Annotated in this window: 20 protein-coding genes; 11 read left to right on the top strand and 9 right to left on the bottom strand. The window is 49.1% G+C overall.

The genetic code is table 11. From position 1 onward, the window contains the following. Window positions 1–8: 8 nt before the first annotated feature. Together murQ and rsmG are read right to left on the bottom strand one after the other, a co-directional pair. A complete protein-coding gene (gene murQ, locus NZM05_11395) occupies window positions 9–935 on the bottom strand; it encodes an N-acetylmuramic acid 6-phosphate etherase (protein ID MCS7014217.1) in 927 nt (308 codons plus the stop codon). Window positions 936–945: 10 nt separating this feature from the next. After that, window positions 946–1,596 (bottom strand): 16S rRNA (guanine(527)-N(7))-methyltransferase RsmG, encoded by a 651-nt coding sequence (gene rsmG / locus NZM05_11390; protein ID MCS7014216.1) that lies wholly within the window; start codon window positions 1,594–1,596, stop codon window positions 946–948. A gap of 79 nt (window positions 1,597–1,675) precedes the next feature. Here rsmG and NZM05_11385 point away from each other — a divergent pair, with 79 nt between their 5' ends. The 4 genes from NZM05_11385 (at window position 1,676) to arsS (ending at window position 6,510) form a co-directional block, all read left to right on the top strand. Continuing rightward, a complete protein-coding gene (locus NZM05_11385) occupies window positions 1,676–2,833 on the top strand; it encodes a sugar phosphate nucleotidyltransferase (protein ID MCS7014215.1) in 1,158 nt (385 codons plus the stop codon). Window positions 2,834–3,016: 183 nt separating this feature from the next. Continuing rightward, window positions 3,017–4,924, top strand: a complete 1,908-nt coding sequence (locus NZM05_11380; protein ID MCS7014214.1) for a GGDEF domain-containing protein — start codon at window positions 3,017–3,019, stop codon at window positions 4,922–4,924. 191 nt (window positions 4,925–5,115) lie between these two features. Continuing rightward, window positions 5,116–5,448, top strand: a complete 333-nt coding sequence (locus NZM05_11375; protein MCS7014213.1) for an arsenosugar biosynthesis-associated peroxidase-like protein — start codon at window positions 5,116–5,118, stop codon at window positions 5,446–5,448. 18 nt (window positions 5,449–5,466) lie between these two features. Then, window positions 5,467–6,510 (top strand): arsenosugar biosynthesis radical SAM protein ArsS, encoded by a 1,044-nt coding sequence (gene arsS / locus NZM05_11370; protein ID MCS7014212.1) that lies wholly within the window; start codon window positions 5,467–5,469, stop codon window positions 6,508–6,510. Between the two features lie 91 nt (window positions 6,511–6,601). Here arsS and recA read toward each other — a convergent pair whose 3' ends face one another. The 3 genes from recA to NZM05_11355 form a co-directional block, all read right to left on the bottom strand. Then, window positions 6,602–7,708, bottom strand: a complete 1,107-nt coding sequence (gene recA / locus NZM05_11365; protein MCS7014211.1) for a recombinase RecA — start codon at window positions 7,706–7,708, stop codon at window positions 6,602–6,604. A gap of 246 nt (window positions 7,709–7,954) precedes the next feature. Continuing rightward, complete coding sequence (locus NZM05_11360; protein ID MCS7014210.1) at window positions 7,955–8,656, bottom strand: TrkA family potassium uptake protein; 702 nt, start codon at window positions 8,654–8,656, stop codon at window positions 7,955–7,957. Between the two features lie 3 nt (window positions 8,657–8,659). Further along, entirely contained in the window at window positions 8,660–10,483 is a 1,824-nt protein-coding gene (locus NZM05_11355; protein ID MCS7014209.1) for an ATPase, read from the bottom strand. 160 nt (window positions 10,484–10,643) lie between these two features. On the opposite strand from NZM05_11355, the gene NZM05_11350 reads away from it, so the two are divergent. Genes NZM05_11350 through NZM05_11330 form a run of 5 tightly spaced genes read left to right on the top strand, consistent with a single transcriptional unit; the run spans window position 10,644 to window position 14,783 of the window. Further along, entirely contained in the window at window positions 10,644–11,864 is a 1,221-nt protein-coding gene (locus NZM05_11350; GenBank protein ID MCS7014208.1) for a hypothetical protein, read from the top strand. A gap of 5 nt (window positions 11,865–11,869) precedes the next feature. Continuing rightward, window positions 11,870–12,046, top strand: coding sequence for a hypothetical protein (locus NZM05_11345; protein MCS7014207.1), 177 nt, complete (start codon window positions 11,870–11,872; stop codon window positions 12,044–12,046). Window positions 12,047–12,086: 40 nt separating this feature from the next. Beyond that, the gene (gene yidD / locus NZM05_11340; protein MCS7014206.1) at window positions 12,087–12,356 is read left to right on the top strand and encodes a membrane protein insertion efficiency factor YidD; all 270 of its coding nucleotides are present in this window, start codon (window positions 12,087–12,089) and stop codon (window positions 12,354–12,356) included. A 12-nt stretch (window positions 12,357–12,368) separates the two neighbouring features. Further along, the gene (gene yidC / locus NZM05_11335) at window positions 12,369–14,147 is read left to right on the top strand and encodes a membrane protein insertase YidC (protein ID MCS7014205.1); all 1,779 of its coding nucleotides are present in this window, start codon (window positions 12,369–12,371) and stop codon (window positions 14,145–14,147) included. Window positions 14,148–14,162: 15 nt separating this feature from the next. Further along, entirely contained in the window at window positions 14,163–14,783 is a 621-nt protein-coding gene (locus NZM05_11330) for a phosphatase PAP2 family protein (protein MCS7014204.1), read from the top strand. Between the two features lie 146 nt (window positions 14,784–14,929). Here NZM05_11330 and NZM05_11325 read toward each other — a convergent pair whose 3' ends face one another. Continuing rightward, window positions 14,930–17,758, bottom strand: coding sequence for an outer membrane beta-barrel protein (locus NZM05_11325; GenBank protein MCS7014203.1), 2,829 nt, complete (start codon window positions 17,756–17,758; stop codon window positions 14,930–14,932). 231 nt (window positions 17,759–17,989) lie between these two features. Between NZM05_11325 and asnB the strand changes: the two genes are divergently transcribed. Further along, window positions 17,990–19,975 (top strand): asparagine synthase (glutamine-hydrolyzing), encoded by a 1,986-nt coding sequence (asnB, locus tag NZM05_11320; protein ID MCS7014202.1) that lies wholly within the window; start codon window positions 17,990–17,992, stop codon window positions 19,973–19,975. Between the two features lie 396 nt (window positions 19,976–20,371). On the opposite strand, the gene NZM05_11315 is transcribed toward asnB, so the two are convergent. Then, on the bottom strand, window positions 20,372–21,511 hold the full coding sequence (locus NZM05_11315) for a glycosyltransferase family 4 protein (protein MCS7014201.1): 1,140 nt from the start codon (window positions 21,509–21,511) through the stop codon (window positions 20,372–20,374). Further along, complete coding sequence (locus NZM05_11310) at window positions 21,504–21,911, bottom strand: hypothetical protein (GenBank protein ID MCS7014200.1); 408 nt, start codon at window positions 21,909–21,911, stop codon at window positions 21,504–21,506. The genes NZM05_11315 and NZM05_11310 overlap by 8 nt, the downstream gene beginning before the upstream one ends. Before the next feature lie 166 nt (window positions 21,912–22,077). Here NZM05_11310 and NZM05_11305 point away from each other — a divergent pair, with 166 nt between their 5' ends. Further along, window positions 22,078–22,794 carry a TetR/AcrR family transcriptional regulator gene (locus tag NZM05_11305; protein MCS7014199.1) on the top strand — a complete coding sequence of 239 codons (717 nt, stop codon included), beginning with the start codon at window positions 22,078–22,080 and terminating at the stop codon, window positions 22,792–22,794. Window positions 22,795–22,841: 47 nt separating this feature from the next. On the opposite strand, the gene NZM05_11300 is transcribed toward NZM05_11305, so the two are convergent. Continuing rightward, window positions 22,842–23,565: site-specific DNA-methyltransferase (locus tag NZM05_11300; protein MCS7014198.1), on the bottom strand; the 724-nt coding region annotated here is incomplete at its 5' end.

Genomic DNA, 23,565 nt, shown 5'->3' with positions numbered 1-23,565 from the left:
AGAATGAATCACTTGGTTTGCTCCGCCAGTTTCAAAGCTTTCTTGATAAAGCCATCTGCCTTTTGCAGCGTGGCTTTGGCTTGCGTGTATGGAAGTCCTGAAAGCCGCATTAAGATAGCAAGTTTTAGGCTGCCTTTGGCTTTGGCAAGGTAGGTTTCAGCGCTTTCGTAGCTATCGCCTGTGGCAAGCATAAAAATGCGCTTGGTGCGCTCCTGCAGCTTGCGGTTGGTTTGCTGCAAGTCCACCATTAGGTTCCCATATGTTTTGCCCAAGCAAATCATGGCACCAGTAGAAATCATATTGAGCACCATTTTGTGTGAGGTGCCAGCTTTCATTCGCGTCGAGCCCATAATCACCTCAGGTCCGACAAGCGTGCGAATGACAACCGTAGCTTTCTGCTTTACATCGGGGTTCGATGTCAGGAAAATTGTTTTCGCGCCTAATGAGCGTGCGTAGTTCAAAGCACCGATCACAAAAGGGGTGCGCTTGGAGGCGCTAATTCCGCAGAGCACATCACGCCGAGAAAAGTGAATCTTTTTCAAAGCCTCTATGCCAGCATCGGCATCGTCTTCGGCGCCTTCGACGGAACGAAAAACGGCTTTTCTACCGCCTGCAATGATGCCTTGCACCATTGTGGGAGGAACGCCAAATGTAGGCGGACACTCTGATGCGTCTAAGATGCCTAAGCGTCCTGAAGTGCCGGCGCCAATGTAAATTAGTCGCCCGCCTTGTTTGAAAGCCTTGACCACAATTTCAATCGCTCGGGCCACCTCAGGCAAAGCAGCCTCGACGGCTGACGCAACTGTCTTGTCTTCTTCGTTGATAAGTCGCACGATTTCCAGCGGAGAAAGTTCATCAATGTTGAGCGTGCGTGGGTTTTGCTGCTCTGTGAGTAGCTGGGATAGTTCTTTGAAGAGCGATAGAGAGGATTTCATAATCATTTGATTATTCCGCAATGACAACAACTTTTTCAGCAAACCTTTCGCCTAAGAAGTCAATCGGGTGCTGTTCAATGCGTTCTGGAAATGTAAGGTGCTCTGCGCCGTAGAGAAGTGCTTCGGCAATTTCGGCTTCAATATCACCCCCTTTAAGCGAAATGAGCTTGCCGCCCTTCCTAAGCAGTGGAGCAGCCCACTTGCAGAGTTCTGGCATTGCGGCAACCTGACGGCTCACGATGGTGTCAAACTTGACACCTTTGAGTTCATCGCTACGCTTTTTTTGCGCAACTACATTTTTTAAGCCCAGTTGTGCAATCATATCCTGACAAGCGGTGATTTTTTTGCCGATGGCGTCAATGAGCAAAAAAAGTGTGTTGGGGAAAGCAATTGCAAGTGGAATACCAGGCAAACCGCCCCCTGTGCCCAAATCCAAAACACGCTCGCCTTTTTTGAACGAGTGAAAGAGTGCGATGGAAAGCGAGTGAAGAATATGCTTGGTGAGCACATTATGCTCGTCTTTGCGACTGACAAGATTGACTTTTTTGTTCCAAGCCAGCAAAAGTTCGGCGTAGCGCCAGAGTTGCTCCTGCTGAACACTGGATAGTGTAAGCGATGGCGACAGCTGCTTGACTATGTTATCCAGTTCGCTGCGTGTCAAGCGGCGCAGGTGTTTGGCATTGAGAAATGGCGCTAAGATACTTAACTTCGCTCTCCATTACAATCAAAGTAGCAACGGTATGAGCGATATCGCATCTCTCAATACGCTGCCCTACCTCAATGCACATGAACAAAATGAGCCCAGTGAGCGTGTCTATGCAGTCGTGATGGCAGGTGGCGTAGGCTCACGGCTCTGGCCCCTCTCCCGCAAAAAAATGCCAAAACAATTTCTGGACTTCTTTGGCGACGGCACAATGATTGTTAAAACAATTGCGCGCCTGCAAGGTATTGTGAAGCCTGAAAACACGCTTATTGTAACGAATAAGTCCGGGAAGGTTTTAGCAAAAAAACAACTGCCACATATTCCTAGCAAAAACATCATTGTTGAACCAGCGGCGCGCAATACTGCACCGTGTATTGCTTTGGCTACAGCTTACATCACCAAACGCAACCCTGATGCAATTGTATGTGTCTTGCCTGCCGACCATCTTATCTCGGATGTGGGACTGTTCCAGCAAACGCTGCGTGCTGCTATCGAGATTGCAGACCGCACCGATGCACTGGTAACGATTGGCATCAAGCCAGACCGTCCCGAAACAGGATACGGATACATTCAAGCCGATACAGCTCATACAGACCTGACCACTTCCATTAAAGTGCGCTTTGGCGTAACGGCTCATAAGGTGATTACCTTTGCAGAAAAGCCTGACCTTGAAACGGCAAAAGGTTTTCTGGCCAGCGGCGACTTTCTCTGGAATAGTGGAGTGTTTGTGTGGCACTTACGCAGCATCACCAAAGAGTTTCAGCGCTGCCTGCCGCACCTTTATCTGGATATGCAGCATATTATTGAAGCAATCGGCACGCGCCGTGAAAAGAAAACCATTGAGAATGTCTATAGCTGGGTACACCCCATCTCAATTGACTACGGCGTAATGGAAAAGGCTGAATCGGTCTATGTGCTGGAAGGGCAATTTGGCTGGTCAGATGCGGGTAGCTGGGACGAAATTTTCCGATACCTGCGAGAAGAGCACATTATGGACGAAGCGATTGTGCTAAATGAAGCACACAATGTTTTGGCAATTAAACCGAAAGGCAAGAGCATCGCTGTAGTCGGCATTGATGATGTGCTAATTGTGGATACAAAAGATGCACTGCTGATTTGCAAACGTGGTCGCTCGCAAGAGGTAAAAACGGTGGTTGATGCCCTAAAGCGTCGTCAGCTCGAGGAGTTTATGTAAAGGTCTCAGTGCATCTCCAGAGGGGAGAGCGTGGTGCTAGACGAAGCAAAGCACTCGCTCTTGGGATAGCGGTCGGCTGGTCCGCTAAGAATCCCGCTTTGTTCCTAATTCGCACGGCTACTTATACCGTTAGACCGCATTGCCTAAAAAAGCGTATCTTTGGCTCATTTTCAATGCACAACTATGGCGATGCGAACACTGGAAGAAAAATGGGCTGCGATTGTATTTGACATCGTCGACTATGCCTTCGAACCGATTATCAATGTCCATACAGGTGCTGCATTTGGCTTTGAGGCCCTGCTGCGCAACTATCAAGCAGTGGGGTTCGACACCATTCAGGAGTTTTTTGATGCGGCGTATCGTGAAAAGGTGCTCTTCAAGGTAGAGCTATTCCTGCGAGAAAAAGCAATTCAAAAGTTCATTGCAGCAGGACTGCACGAAAAAGCCAAGCTCTTCTTCAATGTGGATGCTCGCATTATCGATATGCCTGACTATCAACAGGGGCATACGGCGAGAATTTTAGCACGCTATGGCTTAAAGCCGCACAGTATGACGTTTGAAATCACAGAGCGGCAGCGGCTGGAAAACACCGAGCGAGTCTTGCAAATTTTAAGAATCACGCAAGCGCAGTCTTACAACATCGCAATTGATGACTTCGGGGTCGGTTATTCGGGTTTGCAACTGCTCTACACGCTTGAGCCTGACTTTATCAAAATTGATCGCTTCTTCATTTCAAACCTCGCCACTGATTCCAAGAAGCGCTTCTTTGTAACCAGCATTGTGAATATGGCACATCTGCTTGGCATCACCGTCATCGCTGAGGGAATTGAGACCGAGCAGGAGTACTATGTGTGCCGCGATTTAGGCTGCGACTTTGTGCAAGGCTATCTCTTTCAAGCTCCTACCACCGATATCACCCAGCTACAGCTAAAATATGAATATGTCGAGCGACTGGCTCGTTTAGACCGACGTAAAAGCGTAAGTGACCAGCAACTCATCTATGACAAAGCTGAATATATTCCTCAGCTTTCCATTGACGCCGATATGGAGGAAGTCTTCAACTACTTTCTGGAAAACAAACACATTAGCTTTTGCCCGATTACCACTCCAAACAATGAACCAGTCGGGATTGTACGTGAGCGTGACATCAAGGCCTTTGCTTACTCGCTCTACGGGCGGCAACTGCTCAAGAATAAATCTGCCGCTAAGTCACTGAAAGACTTCATCGTGCGCTGCCCAATTGTCGACATCAACACCAGAGCGGAGCAGATGCTGGAAATTTTCTCAATGGAGGATGATGCGGAAGGTATTATTATCGTAGAGGATATGCAATATATCGGCTTTCTGAGCACCAAGTCGCTGTTACGCATCATCAATGAAAAGAATGTAGCGGCAGCGCGCGACCAAAATCCACTGACCAAGCTGCCAGGCAATACAGTTATTCACGCATATGTGTCCGAAGGACTTGAGCAAAAAGTCGATCACTACGCTTTGGTTTATTACGACTTCGATAATTTCAAGCCATACAACGACAAGTATGGCTTCAGACGAGGCGACAAGGCCATCTTGCTCTTTGCCGATATTTTGCGCCGGCGCTTTACGCAAGAAAATTGCCTTGTTGGGCATATCGGAGGCGATGACTTCTTTTTGGGCTTCAAAAATGTGCCTTTCGAAGATGCCTACCGCCAAGCAAAAGAAGCAATTGTGGAGTTTACGGAGAGCGTGAAGGAACTCTACGATGAAAAGGACCGCTTAAATGGCTACTTGGAGGCAAAAGACCGTGAAGGAAACCTCAAGCGTTTCCCCTTGCTGACAGTGAGTGCTGCGATGCTGGTTATTGCAGGTGAAAAAAGTTCGTGCTCAATGGAAGAGGTCAGTATGATTTTGGCAGAAATGAAAAAGATGTCCAAGTCTAATAGCGAGAAAATTACAGCAGCGACTGTCTACCGTCGCCTTACTGACCCTGTGTCCAACAGTGTTGTTGCTTCCTCAGAGAGCCAGACGCTCAAACAAAACCATCTGGCGGTCTCAGCGGCTGGTGTGATTGCCCATAGCGGCGCTGCGGCACTGCCTGAAAAGCCCAATAACTAATTAGTCATTTTACCTCCCAACCGCTGGAAGCAGAAGACAAACCCACATCAGTTCGACCCACTTTACTGCAGCGAAAAAGATGCGCATCTCGGCTCTAAATGAAGCGCAAAAAAATTTTACATTGCAATAAGGCAATGCTAAACACAAAGCAACGAACACTCCTTCAACAAACCTAAACTCAGTAGAACGATATGGAGACCTACTACAACCCAGCAGACCTTGCCAAGTTTGCATCAGTAGGAGAAGGTAATAAGAAGCTAATGGATAAGTTTTTCTCGTGGTATAACGAAGTATTCGCTGCAGGGGCACTCTCAGAGCGGGAGAAAGCGCTCATTGCATTGGCGGTAGCGCATGCAGTCCAGTGTCCATATTGCATTGATGCATACACGCAAAGCTCATTGGAGAAAGGTGCCACGCTTGAGCAGATGACAGAGGCAATTCATGTGGCTGCAGCGATTCGCGGCGGTGCAAGCCTTGTGCACGGCGTGCAGATGAAAAATGTCTACCAGAAACTTTCTATGTAACACAAAACTGATGCAACAATGGTGCGACACAAAAGTATGCAGGCTTTCGGTGAGGCGTTAGCAAACGCTGAAACGCAGCTCGAGATTATTCAGAATCGCTGCACTCTGCCGCCATTTGATGAAACATACCAATCAATAGGGGAAGGACCACTCACTGCGACAGGCATTGAGGTATTTCAAGTCAATGTAGGCAAACTCTGCAATCAAGTTTGTCGGCACTGCCATGTCGATGCAGGGCCAGACCGACGTGAGATTATGAGCCGAGAAACGATGCAACTGTGCTTAGAGGCACTGGCAAAGACAGATGTGCCGAAGGTCGATATTACAGGCGGTGCTCCCGAAATGAATCCAAATTTTCGCTGGTTTGTGAGCGAAGTAAAAAAGTTAGGGCGACATGTGATGGTGCGCTCGAACCTGACGATTTTGCTCGCAAAAGGCTACGAGGACTTACCTGAATTTTTTGCCGCACACGGCGTAGAGGTTATCTCATCGCTGCCTCACTACACGGCTACGAACACCGATAAGCAGCGCGGAGAGGGGGTCTTCGAGCGCTCTATTGAGGCAATCCGACGCTTGAATCATCTAGGCTATGGTCAGGAGGAGTCAGGGCTTATCTTGAATTTGGTCTATAACCCTGTTGGAGCATTTTTGCCGCCCAATCAAGCAGGCTTGGAAGCCGATTACAAGCGTGTGCTAAATGTCGAGTATGGGGTGCAGTTTAACCATCTCTACACCATCACGAATATGCCCATCGGTCGCTTTCTGGACTACTTAATAGCGTCGGGCAACTACGAATCATATATGCAAAGGCTGGTGTCGCTGTTTAATCCTGCAGCGGCGCGCAATGTAATGTGCCGCACGACGCTCTCTATTGGCTGGGACGGCACGCTCTACGATTGTGATTTCAATCAGATGTTAGAGCTGAAAGTGGGCTTTGGTGCACCGATGCATATTAAGGATTTCGACTTTGCACAACTTCGCACACGCAGGATTGTAACCAAGCAACATTGCTATGGTTGCACGGCAGGAGCAGGCTCCAGCTGCGGCGGAGCAATTGCTTAGAGCAGGGAATCATCGCAGAGAGCAATAAAGGGTGGGCTAAGAAATTAACCCACCCTGAAAATTAAATAGCATGCACCGCGCTGAAAATGCTCTACTCTTCCACTTCAGCTTCGGTAAGTTGATTATCCGCCTCCTCTTCAGGAGTAGGTGCCACGCTAAGGTCGACACGCTCATTGATTAAGCCATCGCGCACTTGCGCATAGATTTTGTCAAAAAAGTCCTTGTTCGTCTTTAACATCTCTCGCACGGCTTCACGACCTTGACCAATTTTTTCGCCCTCGTAACTGAACCACGCTCCAGACTTCTTGATAATACCCATCTCAACGGCAAGGTCAATTAGCTCACCCGTTTTAGAAATACCCTCGCCGTAGATGATATCGAACTCCACTTCTTTAAATGGAGGAGCCACTTTGTTTTTCACGACCTTGACTTTGGTGCGATTGCCAATAACGTCTGTGCCTTCCTTAATAGCTCCGATGCGGCGCACGTCAAGTCGGACTGAAGCATAGAATTTGAGTGCACGACCGCCCGTTGTGGTAGTAGGGTCGCCGTAGCTAACCGTGCCAATCTTTTCACGCAGTTGGTTGATAAAAATTGCAATGCAGCTCGAGCGAGAGATGGCGCCAGTTAGTTTGCGCAGTGCCTGAGACATTAAGCGTGCTTGCAAGCCGACTTGCGCATCACCCATTTCACCTTCCAACTCTGCTTGTGGCACAAGTGCAGCCACAGAGTCTACCACGACAATATCGACGGCACCACTGCGCACCAATGTTTCTACAATCGTAAGCGCTTGCTCACCAGATTCAGGCTGGCTAAACAGCAGTGACTTGACATCGACGCCAACGCGCTTTGCGTAGTTGGGGTCGAAGGCGTGCTCAGCATCGACAAATGCAGCCACGCCGCCCTCCTTCTGACACTCAGCGATAGCATGCAGCGCAATCGTTGTCTTACCAGATGACTCGGGGCCGAAAATTTCAATAATTCTTCCTTTGGGCAAGCCGCCAACGCCCAGTGCAAAATCCAGTGTGATGGAGCCTGTCGACACAACGGGAATCTGGGTATTAACCTCGTCCCCCAGCGTCATAATCGTGCCTTTACCAAACTGCTTTTCTAGCGAGTCAATCGCAAGCTCAAGTTGCTTACGCTTTTCGGCATTGATTTTGTCTAATGCTTTCTCGGCGGCTTTCTCTTTTGGCATAGCTAAGTCGGTCTTAGTTGTTTGAAGTAGTTCGCAATGAAATTAGAAAACTTGCAACAAAAACTTGTGGCAGCAAAAATCTACGAAGCAACATCGCACGTGCAGAAAAAGCTGAGCACCACTGTGTAAAAGAGCCTCGCCTCGCTCGCTTTTGCTGAACCTGCACTACGCTTTGAATTACGCCAAAGCGTGAACAGCGCTCTCCGAAGAAGCGCAAGCTGTGCTGCCGAAAGGCTACATGTGCTGTTAGTCGGCGCTGCCGTTACACATCTTATTAATTGCGGGCTTTTTCGCAAAGAGCACCAGAATATCGTTTTTTTGCACGACCATATCTGGGGTAGGAATACCCATAATTTTCTCAATCGTGCGCGAGCGCAGACCCAACAGGCGAGGCTCTTGCTCAATGCGTTTAATGGTGATGAGATTGACATCGAAATTTTCGCGCAGGTTGAGTTCAGCAAGTGTCTTACCGACAAACGAGGGCGGTGCACTGACTTCTACAATAGAGTATTCAGAAGACAGCTCCAGCGAATCAATCACGCCGCGATACATTAGGCTATCTGCCAAGCGTTCAGCCGCCTCTACAGCGGGTGAAATCACTTCGCTGATGCCTAAGTGTCGCAAGATGCGCTCGTGGGTTTGCGTGGTCGCACGTGCGATAATGCGCTGCACACCGATATTTTGCAGGGCGGCTACCGTCAGCAGCGTTGCCTCAAAATCGTCGCCGATGGCTACAATTACCACATCAAATTCTGTGATGGCTTGCTCACGCAGGGCTTTTTCTTCTGTGGAGTCCAAGCGCACAGTGTAAGTAACTTTGTCTTTGATGTCCTCTAAGCGCTCCATTGAAGAATCAATCGCTAAAACTTCTGCACCCTGTGCAGCCAGTGTCGTGGCTAGATGCGACCCAAAGTTTCCGATACCGATAACTGCAATTTTCTTTGCCATAATTCAGGACACGATAACGGTTTCTTCTGCGTAGTCGTAGCTGCTGTGTATGCGTGGGCGAGTCAGTGCAATGATGATGTTTAAAAACCCCACGCGTCCAATCAGCATTGACACTGTAAGCACCAGTTTGCCCGCATCACTAAGTTGCGAAGTAATGCCAGTCGATAAGCCGACCGTGCTAACGGCTGAGACCACTTCAAACAGCAAGGCTTCAAAGCGAAAAGATTTCTCTTGTTCGGTGAGCAGGAGCACAAAAAGCGCTGCCACGATGTAGAGCAGCGATAGCAGTGCCGTGCTAAATGCGCGCGTGATAACGCGGTCAGGCACACGGCGGCGGAAAAGCTCTATTTTGTTTCTGCCTGAGGCAATTGCAACGATGTTCATCAATGCCAGAGCCGCTGTTGTCGTCTTGATACCGCCGCCCGTAGAGCTAGGTGAAGCACCAATCCACATTAGTGCAACGAGGAAAAAAAGTGTGGGCGTGGTAAACTGCCCCACATTCAGCGTGTTAAACCCTGCTGTGCGTGCGATAATGGAGTGAAATAGCGAATCTAAAAGCTGGCTGCTCAGTGTAGCATCACGAAGCGTATTGGCATGCTCTAAACAGAAGAATCCAACTGTGCCAATCACGATAAGCAGGCTGGATGTAATGAAGACAAGCTTTGCGTGAAGCGATAGGCGGGCTTGTGGCAAACGCCTAAGAAGTGCTTGAACATAGTGAGAGAGGCTTGAAAGTGCGGGAAAGCCTAATCCGCCAATCGTGACCAAACTCATCACTACAAAAAGAAACGCTGCGTTCTGATGACAGGGCGGCGCTGCAAAGTTCTCCGAAAGCAAGCTGAACCCCGCATTGCAAAACGCAGAGATGGAATGAAACGCAGCAAAAAACATCGGGGAGTGGTGCAGCGGTGCGTCATCTAAGTCCAAAGTGTAGTAAATCGCTATGGCACCCATCGCCTCTATCACGAAAGTGTAGAAGCCAATTTGGAAAAGAAGCGAGCGAATCTGTCCTAAACTCTCCTCGCCTAAGAGGTCTCGCAAAGCAATGTATTCTTTAAGGCGCGTGCCAGCACCACCTACAACAGCAAAGAAAGTAGTGAGCGTCATAATGCCTAATCCGCCAACCTGAATCAGCACAAGTAAAATCCAGTGCCCAGTGTGTGAAAAGGTTGTGGCGGTATCAACGGTTGTAAGACCTGTTACACAAACTGCACTGGTTGCCATAAACAATGCATCAACGATTGTCAGTGAGGATTGAGCAGTCGCTTTGGGCAGCATTAGAAAGCCTGCACCGCCTATGGCTAGTGCAAGAAAGCTGATAAGCAAAATTGTAGCGGGCTGCACGTTGGCAGTCATCACGCGACTGCTGTAGCGCAGTGTGGCTGGCAAAAGCGCCAGCACCACGAAAAACTGCGTGATAACAAGATACACACTCGTGATGTTTTCAGGCGTCAGCTGGGGGTTAAGCGACATAAGCAATCGTTCAATAGCAAGAGGTGAGAAAAGGTAGAGCAAGATAACGGAGAAGATGATGAGTTCAAGCCAGCGCATACGAAGATGCGCCCGCTTGTTAGGAGCTAACGCAAGTTTCAGAAACGCCTGCAACGCAAAAACATACAGAATCGCTTGCTCTAGCAACTCTACCACTTGCTCTTGGTCTGGGGTCAGAAAGAAGCCGATACGCACAATGAGTGAGACCACCGCAATCGTGCCAAGCACAATCAGCGCACCATTTATGACCCGCAGAATAAGAGAACGGTGCGACTCAAGCCAACTTGATATTGCTTGAAATTGAACAGCTTTTTGCAGAGAAAAGCGTAATGGCATACTGACACAAAAGTTAAGCAAAACCATCCAGCCACATAAGCCTCAAAAAATACAATCTAAATGCGCAAAGCTGGGCATTCTCCTATGTAAGTGTTATTTTCAAGGCTTGTCTTCACTCAGGAAAGTGGTCAAGAGCGGGAAAATAGACACGGTAGCGCGATTGGAGTCGTGGGTTGCAGCACGAAAGCAGCCTTTTACGCTAAACGATGCCGCTGCAGGCACAGGCATTGCACTCAATGAGCTGACACACGCTTTCGAGACCCTCATCAGCAAGTACAACTGCCGTGTGCAAGCGACTGCGCAAGGCGATGTGATTTATGACTTTGGACGCACGCTTCGACGCCGAAATGCCAAAACCGCAGCAGAAATTCTGCTCGAGGTGCTTACTTGGCTCTGGAGAGGCTTTCAGCTTATCTACAAGGCCTGCATTGCGCTGGTGATGGTGGTCTATTTCATTGTGTTTGTCGTCATTCTCCTTGTGGCTATCATCTTAGCTGCATCTGCAGCCTCAGGGAGCAAAGAAGACAAAAAAGGCAGCGCAAAAGGCTCTATAGACCTCCGCGTCATCGGCGACCTTTTTATGATGATTTTCCGATTTGCGCAGGTGACGGACACGGTGATGTATGTAACTGATGCGCAAGGCTACCGCTATCGCCAGTATCAACCTGCAGCGGGTGCCTTGAACAAGGCAAAAAAAGGCTTCATTGCATCGGTCTATGATTTTGTGTTTGGGCCACCACGCGTGGAAATCGACCCACTGGCTAATGAAAAAGAGCTGGCTGCTTTCCTACGCAAAAACAAAGGCGTGCTGGTCGGCGCAGAGTTGCAAGCGCTAACGGGCTGGAGCACCGATGAAATGGAGAACTTCCTTGCAGAGTATGTGGCAAAATTTCGCGGACAATTGAAAGTAACCGAAGACGGTGTGCTATATGCAGAGTTTGATGAACTCTTGCGGGGCAAAGTAGCTGCCGAAGAAAGTGCAATCGTCTACTACTGGGATGAATACGAACCTGAATATGTCTGGACCGGTAATGACTTTGGACGTAACCTTGTAATTGTGCTGATGAATAGCTTTAATCTGTTTTTCTCTTACTTCGTGCTAACAGCGGAGCAGACAATTCTCGGGCTAATTGCTATCACACCTACTGTGCGACTGGTCTTGGGCTGGTTCCCGTTTGTCTATTCCGTGCTATTTTTCCTCATTCCGCTGGTTCGGGGTATTTGGATAGTGGTCAAGCAGCAGGAGCGGCATCATGCCAATATTCGCCGACGCATACTGAAAGCCGTGTTTGCAGACCTTGCACGTCCAAAAACACGTGACGAACTCTGGCAACTGGTCAATCAGGAAAAAACCTTGAAAAAATCTCAAAAGAGGTGCTGAAAGAAATGATGGAGAAACTGGTGGTAGAACTGCGTGGCAAACTGGATGTAGATGCGACAAGCGGCACTGCGCACTATGCATTTGAGCAGATTCATCACGAACTATCAGCTATTCGCCGGATTCGAGCCGCGCGCACGGTCAGCCGTGATTTGGGCGATGTGATTCTGGATTCTGGAACTTAATTGCACCAAGAGTATGCAAAGTGCAACGAACCAACACACAGTGCCAAAGTTACATTGGATTTGGCGCATCACGAACTTTCTGCCGATTCTGCTCATTCGCCTCTACAAGGCGATGCTATCGCCTTATCTGGGAGGCAGTTGTCGCTTTCAACCCACCTGTTCCAGTTACGGCTTGGAAGCCTTTCAAACGCATAACTTCTTTGCAGCGTTTTGGCTAACGCTATGGCGAATTTTGCGGTGTCATCCGTTTGCCAAAGGCGGCTATGACCCCGTGCCGAGACCACAAGGGCATCAACATCAAGACCATTAACTCATTTGCACAATGGACAGAAATACACTCATTGGATTTCTGCTTATCGGACTCATTTTCATTGTGTGGTTTCAGCTCCTTACACCTTCTCCGCAGCCAAAGCCACCAAAACCAAAGACCTTAGACTCCGCAGCACTGGCATATGCCGACTCCGTGCAACGCGCACTGGCAGCGCAGCAGAAAACCGCACCAGCAGGTGAGCTGGCTCCATATATGCAAGGCACAGCCGATACCATCACGATTGAAACCGATCTCTTTACCGCAAAATTGTCATCGAAAGGCGCAACGCTGATTTCATTTGTGCAAAAGAAATACCTTGACTGGGAGCGCAAGCCCTTCGACCTAATCACGGCAAAAGATGGTGCACTGTCATTGCTCTTTGAAGGCAAAGATCCTCGCCAAGCAATTGTGAACACAAATGACTTATTCTTTACGCCCAAAACCGATGCCCGCCTAATTAAGCTCACTGGGAACCAGACGGCAACTGTGCCATTTGAGTTGTCACTGACGGAGGGGCGACGCATTCAAATCACCTACACTTTCGTGGGCGATAAGTATCAAATTCGGTATCAGACAGGTTTGTATGGCATTAGTGAACTGGTGCGTGGTGCAACTTATCAAGTTGTCTGGAACGGAGGACTGGCACACTCGGAGAAAGATGAACTCGAGGAAGCAAATAATTCCTACGCCCACGCTTATCTCAATGGCTCACTGGAAAAGTTAGATGCAGATAGCAAAGACAGAGACTTCAAACTTCAACCAGATGGCGCAACAAAATGGGTGTCGGTGCAAAGCAAGTATTTCCTTGCTGCCATCATTGCTGATGAAGACGCCGAAGGTGCATACCTACAAGGCAAACGCACTGCCAAAGATGATAAGCATGTATTTGAAGATTACACCGTAGCCTTAAAGCAACGCCTACCGTTCAACCAAAATGTGGTGCAAAACGGCTTTACACTCTATGTCGGCCCACTGGACTATGTGCTGGTGCGTGAGGCAGGCTCCAGCCTTGAAAAGACAATGGACTTCGGTTGGGAGTGGCTAACACGTCCATTTGCTGAGTGGATTATTCTACCTGTCTTTAACTTGCTCGAGCGCTTCATTCCAAACTACGGCATTATCATCATTATCTTTGCCTTGCTCATCAAGCTGGTAACCTATCCGCTGACGGTGGCTTCCACCAACTCAATGAAAAAAATGGCACAGCTGCAACCGCAAATTCAAGAAATTCAGAAAAAATATGCGAATGATGCCGTCAAGATGCAAAATGAACTGGGGAAGCTCTATCGGGAAGCTGGTGTCAATCCCCTAAGCGGTTGCTTGCCAATTCTCTTGCAGATGCCGTTGCTCTTTGCAATGTTTTATGTGATTCGCTCCTCAATTCAACTGCGTCAGGAAAGTTTTCTATGGGCAAAAGACCTTTCAACCGCCGATGCCATCATTACCTTTCCATTTACCATTCCGCTCTACGGCTCCCACATTGCCGTCTTCCCAATCCTAATGGCAATTACGACCTACCTTCAGCAAAAGATTACACCAAGCAGTGCGCCACCTGAACAAACCAAAGTCTTTAACGTCGTCTTGCCCATAATGCTGCTGCTCTTTTTCAACAATCTTCCCTCAGGACTGGGGCTATACTACTTGATGTTCAATGTGTTCAGCATTGTGCAGCAGCTCTATGTCAACTGGCAGGCGAAGCGTAACCCTGCACCAGTAGGCTCAACGCTGGCAAAACCGAAGGCAAAAGATGGGGTAGAGAAACCGTCGCAAAAGAAAAAGGCAAAGGTCTGATGGAGTAGAAATGCAATGGAACTGCTCTACCAGTTTGATGTATGGCTTTTTCGGTGTGTCAATGAGGGCTTCGGTCAGCCCTACCTTGACAGCGTGATGCTCTTTGTAACAGATTTTAAGCGCTCATGGGTGATTGCAGCGCTGGCAGCAGGTTACCTAATTGTAACGCGAAAAAGAGAAAGTGTACTGCCGATTGTGCTCTCAATGCTCGCTGTTGCAATAGCTGACCAAACGGCATCGGGCTTGCTCAAGCCGTTGGTGCAACGCGCTCGTCCTTGCTTTGAGCTGGAAAATGTGCGCTTGCTGCTCGACCAGACACGCTCATTTTCATTTGCTTCCTCTCATGCAGCTAATGCTGCGGCAGTAGCCACAGTTGCATGGCTATTTTGTGCCAACTCAGGACGGGTCGACAGGCTGTTTGCATTTGCATTGATTGGCTTTGCCTTCCTGTCGGGCTACTCACGGGTGTATGTCGGCGTGCACTACCCACTCGATGTGCTGGCAGGCTGGGGCATCGGTGTGGCATCAGGTGCACTGGTGTATCTCAGTGTGTCGTTTGTCTGGAAAAATTATCTCTGGTCTAAAAAGCAATTGCAAGCTGCAGGAAAACCCGCCTCACCTCATAAGCAGTTATAGAAGTTGCAAAAAAGCAGCACTGGCATAGCAAAAAGAGCATGGTATCTCAGTGCTGCACGTACTGCCTTGTCCCTCTCCCACAGGGGGAGAGGAGCAAGGCAAGTTGGGTGTAGCATAGATGTGCCGCGCGGTGTGTGGTGTGCCACTTAGTTCTGGCGCAAGTTATAGGTAAAGGTAAGAATTGCGTAGCGCTGCAGAATATCGGTGCGTGTGTCTTCAATGAATGTTTCGGTGATGTTGCGCTGAATGCTATTGTTCTGGTTGAGAATGTCGAACACAGTCAACCGCACTTCGGCGCGTCCATCAAAGAACTTTTTGCCAATACTAGCGCTCCAGAGCACGAAATTCTGATTGAAGTCTTGTGATAGACCCGAGAAGTATTGATGCGTCAGGTCGGTTTGAAACACAAAGTCATCACCAAAAACCCAGTTGAATTTGATACGGCTTTGCTGGTTGAAAAATTGACCATTGAGCTGTGGCTGCAGCGTGTTCTGTGTAGAGCCGTAGTTGCTAGTCGTAGAAATGGTAAAGTCCAGTTTCTCGCTTATGTTGCTGCTAAGCGTGATACCAGCATTGAGCGAGGGAGTAGTGGCGATGTTCATTTCGCCGTTTAGCAATGCAGGGGTGCGTGTGAGGTTTGCGCCAAGACTAAGGTTAAGATTGGTTTGCACCAGTGGCAATGGAACGCCGTAGGTAACAAGGCTGCGCAAGCTGTAATAGCCGTCGAGATTGACGGGCTGCGTAAGCTGAGCACCAGCGCGCAAGCGAATGCGGCTCTGCACCAGTGTATCACGCGCGGCAATCAAGGTGCTGTTGCCAATGTAGTCTTGGCGGAAGTTAGCATTGAGAAGCACGAAAAACGAGCTGGCGGCTCCTACATCAACCGATGAATAGCGGAAAATCAAGTTGTGATGAAACTCTTGGTTAAGCGACTGATTGCCGATTGAAAGCAAAAGTGGATTATTGTTGTTGAGTACCTCTTGCAACTGCACTACGGTTGGCTCGACCGTGCTGGTGCGGTAAGCAAAGAAAAGATTTTGGTTATCGGAAAATCGCACGCGCAAGAAAGCAGAGGGCAACAGGTTCTGGAAGCGACGCTGAATCGCAAAAGCAAACGGGAATTCTTGCGTGCTTTGAAGATCCGCCCACTGATAGCCCAAGTTGAGTGAAAGAATTACATCGCGCGTAAAGTAGCGATAGCCTGCGCTGGCGGATTGTGTCAGATAAGCACTTTCAATGCGGTTGCTGAGCAGCGTATCGAGCCGAAAATCCGTGCTGAGAGGTGGGCGGCTGAAAGTTTGATTATCCGACGAATTGGGGCGGTAGTTTGCAATGTAAGTGAATTGCAGAAAATGATTAAGTGAAAGTGGCTCTGTATAGGTCACATTGCCTGTCCAGCCCCAACCACGCTGGCGCGTGTTGGAGAATTGGTTTAGCGAATCCGAGCGGAAAAAAAGCTGCCCAAGTGTCTCATCGGGGAAGAACTGATTCAGTGCCACGAGGTTACTTTCGCCATCACTTTGGTTATAGGTGGTATTAAGTGAAAGTGAGACAGTGCGCCCCGTGTCGAAGCGATGACGGAACAAAAGCAAGTTGGAAAAGCGCGCAGCAGTGAGGTCAGAGGCAAAGTCATTGCGGGTGTTGCCCAGTGTCGTGTTGGCACGTGACGTGATGCCATCAAGGTCGTTGCGACCACGGTTGTGTTGCCAAGTGAGGCGCGGCACGAGTAGGATTGAGGTAAAGTCACTGAACTTGTGATCAATGCGCAAATTAAGACGATGGTTGCCGTTTCGTGTGTCAGCAAGGTTGGTCTCTGAGTAAGTTTGCCCTGCTTGCGATGGCAAGATGAACTGCCGAAAGAGCGAGGTCGAGGCCAGATTGTCGCTCAGGTTGAAGAAGTAACTGCCTGACACTTCTGTGCTCTTGCCCCACTCGTCAATGTAGTTAATGCCAAGTGCATGAGTAGTAATAAGACCATTCTGCTGCGCAACAAGGAAATCCGCCGTAGGATTGGCGTTAAAGACCCCCGGTGGAGGCGGACCGCCAAAAACACCCATCATCATTCCACCACGGCCGCCGCCGAAACCACCGCGTCGCCCGCCGCCTTGTCCACTCGAACTGGCAACGCCTAAGAGATCTTCAGATGCAAAGTTTTGCTCATTCAGATTATTAGATTGCCCAATAATTGAAATGCGCTGCTGTTCGCTAAAAATGTTAAGATTGCCGCCTGCTTTGTAACTCTGGCGGTCGCCATAGCCTGCAAATGCTCGACCAAAGGTGCCATTGCGATATGCAGGCTTGGTAATGATGTTAATTGTCTTGATGGTGTTGCCGTCATCGACGCCTGAGAAGCGAGCTTGCTCGCTTTGCTGGTCAAAGACCTGAATTTTGTCAATCATTTCGGCGGGAAGATTCCTAAGCACGGCACTGGGGTCTTCACCAAAGAAAGGTTTGCCGTCGACCAAGACTTGCCGCACCTGTTCACCTTGGGCTTGCACGCGCCCACCTTGCAGCGAGATACCGGGCATTTTTGTAATCAGGTCTTCGGCTGTAGCGTCACGATTGGTCTTAAAGGCTCTGGCATTGAACTGCACTGTATCGCCCTGTTGCACCGCCGTAGGGAGGCGTTCTTCGACGACGATTTCATCAGAGACAAGTCCGCTTTCTTTCATTGCAATCGTGCCGAGATTGACCGATTCTTTTAGCTCGAATCGCCAGACATAGTCACGATAACCGATGTAACTGACGCGAAGCACATACTTTCCAGCGGGCAGATTTTGAATCACAAATGCGCCGCTTGCATTTGTAATGGCGCCGCTACGCACCGAGTCGGGCAGACGGGAGAGCGTAATTTTCGCTCCTATTAGCGGCGATTGGTCAGCTTCGGCAACAACTCGCCCCTGCACCGAGTAGCTTTGTGCAAATGCCAGTGTGGGCAGAGCGGTAAAAAATATCAGAGATAAAACTTTTCTCATAGTCAAGACAGTGTAAGTTTAGTACAATAGATGTTGTAACACGCAATTACAGAAAGCGAACATCGCCCTCCTGTTAGACAAGCAATTCGCCTGAAAGTTTAAAGAGCGAGCAGCTTGCAAGAGGCGAGCAGTTGCTCTGATGTGTTGCTATTTTGATAACTTAGAGAGAAAGAACCGAACCGCAGGCTTCAAAAGTAACGAAGGAAATAAGCGGAATGTTTCAAAAATTTTATGTGTGGCATTGCAGGGACTGTAGGGTTCTATGACCAAGAGCTGCTGGAGCAGATGTCAGGTGTGATGGTGCATCGTGGGCCTGACGACAGCGGCATAAAAATGCTCTCGACCGACGCGCTCAAGGTAGGCTTGGCGTTTCGCCGCCTTGCAATTATTGACCTTTCACCTCTGGGACATCAGCCAATGAGCACGCCTGATGAGCGTGTCTGGATTATCTTCAACGGCGAGATTTACAACTACCTTGAGCTGCGCCAAGTGTTGCAAGCAAAAGGCTACATCTTTCGCTCACGAACCGATACGGAGGTGATTCTCAATGCTTACTTGGAGTGGGGCACGGCTTGTGTGGAGCGGCTCAATGGAATGTGGGCGTTTGCATTGGTCGACACGCAGCGCAACTTGGTCATGCTCTCACGTGACCGAGTAGGCGAAAAACCCCTCTACTACGCACAACTGTCATCCGAGCGACTCATTTTCGCCTCTGAAATTAAATCGCTGTTGCAATGTGAAGAGCTGCCAAGTGAAGCCAATCCTGAAGGCGTGCTGTCGACGCTCTTTTTTCTCTGGACACCAGAGCCACGCACAGCATTCAAAGGCATTGAAAAATTGCCTGCTGGCTGTAACCTCTTGATTCAAAACGGTCGTGCCACACTTCAGCCTTATTGGGATATTGATTTCAAGGGCTACGGCGATGACCGAGGCGAGCAGCACTATCTTGACGAGCTTGATGCCCTGCTGCAAGACACCGTGCGCCGACAGATGATTGCAGATGTCAAGGTCAGCGCATTTCTTTCAGGCGGACTGGATTCTTCACTCATTGCGGCGCTGATGACCCAGCAGAAAGGTGAGCCAATTACGACCTACACTATTGCCTTCACCGAAGCCGATAAGAAATTCGAGGCAATGCCTGACGACCAGAAATATGCCAAAATCGTTGCAAAGCATATCGGGGCAGATTATCGCGAAATTGTCATCAAGCCTAATGTGGTTGAACTTCTGCCAAAACTGGTCTATCACCTCGATGAGCCAATTGCCGACCCTGCGAGCATTAACACTTACCTTATTTGCAAGGCAGCAAAAGAAAGTGGGACAACTGTCCTGCTCTCTGGGATGGGGGCAGATGAACTGTTCTCAGGCTATCGCAAGCACTTGGCAGTGAAGATGGCAAGTCTCTACAAGCGCTTGCCTCAGGCGCTGCGCCGCTATGCAATTGAACCGCTGATAAATGCATTGCCAGTTGCCAGTAAGAAAGGGGGACTAAGGCTCTTTCGCTGGGCGAAACGCTTTGTGCGCTCGGCATCGCTTCCTGATTTTGACGCCTTTATCGGCAGCTACGCATACTACAACGAAACTGAGCTTCGAAATTTGCTCACGCCAGAGTTTCAAGAAGTGGCGATGCCTGATTATCGAGCATCGTATCCAATTCGTCGCCACTTGGAGATTCGTGAAGCGCTCTTATCGCGCCAGCCGCAGTTAGACCTTGTAACAATGATGTGCGCGCTGGATACGAAAATGTTTCTTGCAAGCTTAAACTTGACCTACTCCGATAAATCCTCTATGGCAGCCAGCGTCGAGGAGCGCGTGCCATTTGTGGATTACCGCATCGTGGAGTTTGCGCATCGCTTGCCTGCAAAGTATAAAATGGGTGGAAATCTGCTTACAGGCTACAAGCAAAAAGCCTTGCTGAAGAAGGTGGCAGAGCGCTACTTGCCAAAAGAAATTGTGTATCGACCAAAAGCCCCATTTGGGGCACCGCTGCGGGCATGGGTGCGCAATGACTTAGATGAGATGATTGATGACCTGCTTTCACCCGAGCGACTTAGGCGACGCGGTATTTTTCGACCCGCAGCCATCACCGAAATGCTGCGGCGGCATAAGTCGGGAGAAGAAGACAGTGCACATCGCATCTGGGCACTGCTGACACTGGAACTCTGGTTCAGCGAGTTTATTGATAAGCGCGTAAAAGTTGGCTCACCTTTCCCATAGTTACTAAACAGAAAGCAAAGAGCGCTGCCCTAACGCATTGCCCAGCAAAGCGCCTGCATGTGGAAGACGGCAAACGGGCAATCAATTCTCTGTGACCGTTTCTTTGATGGTTTAGACTCTACTTTTGGTGGCAGTGATTGCAAAAAAACCTAAGTTTTTTAGCTTTCTATTAAGAAAACTTTAAATTTTTTAGTCTTTTTGCAATTTTAAGCAAAACATTTGGCAGAATCGAAAATTTTGCTTACTAATTGTGCAGTGTTCTTTCTGTTCTTTACTTCTCATTGTCATAGTTAATTGGAAGAGCGCCGTTTTGCAGCCCTGCATACGGCGCTTTTATTTTTTCGGCAAAGCAAGGTAGCGTTTTCGCAAAGCTAGTTTTAAAGTCTTATTAAAGTCTTAGGCAAGGTGAAGGCGCTGCAAGAGCGCGTGATAACACTCTATCACTAAGGATTCATCAAACTCCTTTAGCATTTTTAGGCGACCACGGCGCCCCATTTCGGCACGCGCCTCAGGCGACATTGTAAGAATGCGCTCCAGCTTCTCTACCAAATCCTTCAAATTATTAGGCTGAACCAGAAAGCCTGTTACACCATCTTCTACAACATGGCGGCAACCCACCTGATTGGTGGTCACGATGGGCTTTTCGAGGCTGGCTGCCTCAAGCAAAGTGCGCGGGGTGCCTTCACGATACGAGGAAGGTAAAACCACGCAATCCGCAGCAGAGAGATAAGGCAGGACATTCTGCGTGTCGCCTAAATACTGCACATATTCTTTCCAGCTCTCTACCTCAGCTTTGGACACGAAAGCAGGGTTGCCTTCCGATAAAAAACCAAGAAGTTGAAACTCGGCATTGGGATACTTCGGCTTCAGACACCGTGCCGCTTGTGCATAGAGTTCTACGCCCTTTTCGCGCAGAAGACGAGCGCTCATTAGGAAAATAACTTTGTCAGAAGAGCTTGGTGGAAGGTGAGCCAGAGCAGACTGGGGAGAAAAATGCGCGGTGTCAATGCCTTCACCGGGCACAAGGTAGGTTTTCTCTGGCAAGACCAACTGCTCTGCAAGAAACAGTGCGCGGTCATCAGGATTAACAAACCAGACTTCAGTCGCAAAGCGCAGGGCTATTTTCAGCAACCGCTTCACGATGCGATTAAGCCAATCTTGCTTTGCAAATGCCCGCCCTGCGCCGCTAAAGACGGCAACAGAAGGAAGACGCAAGAGACCCGCTGCAAGAGAGCCATACACATTGGGTTTGATTGTATAGTGAATTACCAGTGCAGGCTGCTCGGCTGCGTAGAGCGCATAGAGTCGCCAAAGTAAGTATAGGTCGCTCAGTGGGTTGGTGCTATGCGGCAAAAGCGGCAAATCAACCCAGCGACAACCGTATCCTTGAAGCTGATGGGAAAAATTATCCTTTGGTGAGACAGCAACAACCTCAAATTGTTGAGCCTGAAAGTAGCGAATGACACCGATGCGAAAGTTGCACAAATACCATGAAGTATTGGCAACGAGCAGAACTTTTTTCCGCGACCTAACCATTTAGGTTGCGAATCCAGCGCGACAGTGTCCGTTGAAGGCTCCGCATGAGGCGACGAAGGGAGAAACGGTATGGGATTTCATCATCGGAGCTTTCAATGAAGCGCTCGCAATACTCTTTGAGGTTCATCTGCATACGGAGCTGAAGACGGCGATAGCGCATTTCTCCGAAGTGCAACGCAATCTCTCGCTCATTGGCGCGGCGCATTCGCATCTGTGATTCAGGGTCGCAGTTTTCTCGCACGCGCCGCATCTCATCTAACCGCTCGCGTAAATAGGCAATCTCACTGCGCGTTAGCTCACCTGAGTAGATATAAAGCTCAGGGATTTCCAGAAAGTCAAAATTATCAAGGTGAATGTTGGCGAGGAGCTTTTCATTGCGCTTGTCAACTTTGCCAGTCATCTTACTACCTCCTTACAGCAGATTGAGATGGGACAAATGAACGCTAAAAATTTCACAAACTTCCTTGTGATTTCAAAACGAACTAGCGTAGAGAAGTAAAAAGCACCAGCGTATCTTTCCGCCGTGTGTGTATCTTCAAAAGCAACACTGCATCGTGGTATCTGCAATGAAAACAAAATCGCTAACACGCTCTCTGGGCGACGAAGCCCGAGAAGCCAAACGCCAAACCTTGCTCCAAGCGGCAATTGCGACCTTTGCGCAAAAAGGCTTTCACGAGACAAAAATGCAAGATATTGCCGATGCTGCAGGCGTAGGCAAAGGCACGCTTTACGAATACTTCGAGACCAAAGAAGAACTTTTCCTTGCGGTCTATGAATCGTGGATTTCAGAGTATGAAACTGAAATGACGCGCCAAGCCGAAGCCTATCTCGAGCCATTGGCTAAGGCAGATGCGCTAATTGAAACGACCGTTGCGTTCTATGAAAAGCATGCCTCGCATGCCAGCATTCTGCTCGAGTTTTGGGCACATGCGATTCGCTCACAAAACCCACGTTTTCTAAATCGCATTCGTGAAATGAAAGCGCATCTGGCTGAATTAGGAGGACAGATTGCAAAAGAGTTAATGAAGCTCAAACTCTTTGTAGAGGTAGATGTCGAGTCCTTCACGCGCTTGGAGCTGGCAATGTCAGATGGCGTGTTTCTGCAATGGATACTCGATGGACAAACTTACTCTCTGCGCGAAGCCTACAAGTTCCGCCAAGCCTTAATTGGTTCGGGACTCATGACTACAGGACTGCGAAAGATACTTTTGCCCAAAACCGAAAAGCGCCTTCGGCAGGGCTTTCTGTGCACCGAGCCACGCAACGGAAAGCGGAGAACATAGAGCGAAAGGCAACGCAGGCTTGGTGCAGAATCTGTGCTGAAAAGCGGTCAAATTTGATGCGTGTCATAAACCTTCACCACTTCATCGCCATAGTGATTGATGACCTTGACGGCGATTTTGCCCGTCTTGGGCTTCTCAAACGGCATTGAGACCGTGCGGTAGAGCTGCGCCCACTTTTCTTCGGAAATCTCTGCCTTTAAGGCACGCTTCAAACGCTCGTAAGGATTGCCCGCGCCCGTAAAATACGCCTGCCGCACAAAGAAACTCTCCCCATTGTAGTTGGTATCCACAAACCAACAGGCAATTTCATCGGTCGTGCTGCTGCGCACTTCGCCCGTCGTGGGGTCGTAGATATCGACGCCGCGCACCTCGACTTCTAACTTGCCATCGGCTAACCGCCTCAACTCAATGTCAGGTTCGCCAAAGACCACAAACAAATTCCCCGACCCCGTCTTTTTCAGCAAGCCTTCGCCAATCTGCAACTCTGGACTCATCTTGGCTTTCAAGACCATTAGCCGACCCAGCGCTTTCGTCTCTTCGCCCACCTGCGGCTCAAAGGCAAACCCACACACTACCAACAGGTCAAAATGCTTTACCGCTTCTTTTGCCGCCTCGCGCACCAACTCCGCCGAGACCGTCCCAAACTCTGGACCAATGCACACGGCGACGCGCTTCGTCTTGCCTTGTTCCACATACTCCCCTTCGGCGTGAATGAACTTGCCCGAATACGGCTCCAAGCGCTCAAACTTCAAGCGCTCGTTCTTGATGGTG

The organism is Chloroherpetonaceae bacterium, from assembly GCA_025056565.1.
GTDB lineage: Bacteria > Bacteroidota > Chlorobiia > Chlorobiales > Thermochlorobacteraceae > Thermochlorobacter.
This window is presented reverse-complemented; position numbering and strand designations above follow the sequence as displayed.

Bases quoted from the DNA above. Each gene is read 5' to 3' on its own strand.
- murQ (MCS7014217.1), bottom strand. From the start codon at position 935: ATGAAATCCTCTCTATCGCTCTTCAAAGAACTATCCCAGCTACTCACA.
- NZM05_11385 (MCS7014215.1), top strand. From the start codon at position 1,676: ATGAGCGATATCGCATCTCTCAATACGCTGCCCTACCTCAATGCACAT.
- NZM05_11380 (MCS7014214.1), top strand. From the start codon at position 3,017: ATGGCGATGCGAACACTGGAAGAAAAATGGGCTGCGATTGTATTTGAC.
- NZM05_11375 (MCS7014213.1), top strand. From the start codon at position 5,116: ATGGAGACCTACTACAACCCAGCAGACCTTGCCAAGTTTGCATCAGTA.
- arsS (MCS7014212.1), top strand. From the start codon at position 5,467: ATGGTGCGACACAAAAGTATGCAGGCTTTCGGTGAGGCGTTAGCAAAC.
- recA (MCS7014211.1), bottom strand. From the start codon at position 7,708: ATGCCAAAAGAGAAAGCCGCCGAGAAAGCATTAGACAAAATCAATGCC.
- NZM05_11360 (MCS7014210.1), bottom strand. From the start codon at position 8,656: ATGGCAAAGAAAATTGCAGTTATCGGTATCGGAAACTTTGGGTCGCAT.
- NZM05_11355 (MCS7014209.1), bottom strand. From the start codon at position 10,483: ATGCCATTACGCTTTTCTCTGCAAAAAGCTGTTCAATTTCAAGCAATA.
- NZM05_11345 (MCS7014207.1), top strand. From the start codon at position 11,870: ATGATGGAGAAACTGGTGGTAGAACTGCGTGGCAAACTGGATGTAGAT.
- yidC (MCS7014205.1), top strand. From the start codon at position 12,369: ATGGACAGAAATACACTCATTGGATTTCTGCTTATCGGACTCATTTTC.
- NZM05_11330 (MCS7014204.1), top strand. From the start codon at position 14,163: ATGGAACTGCTCTACCAGTTTGATGTATGGCTTTTTCGGTGTGTCAAT.
- NZM05_11325 (MCS7014203.1), bottom strand. From the start codon at position 17,758: ATGAGAAAAGTTTTATCTCTGATATTTTTTACCGCTCTGCCCACACTG.
- asnB (MCS7014202.1), top strand. From the start codon at position 17,990: ATGTGTGGCATTGCAGGGACTGTAGGGTTCTATGACCAAGAGCTGCTG.
- NZM05_11315 (MCS7014201.1), bottom strand. From the start codon at position 21,511: ATGGTTAGGTCGCGGAAAAAAGTTCTGCTCGTTGCCAATACTTCATGG.
- NZM05_11310 (MCS7014200.1), bottom strand. From the start codon at position 21,911: ATGACTGGCAAAGTTGACAAGCGCAATGAAAAGCTCCTCGCCAACATT.
- NZM05_11305 (MCS7014199.1), top strand. From the start codon at position 22,078: ATGAAAACAAAATCGCTAACACGCTCTCTGGGCGACGAAGCCCGAGAA.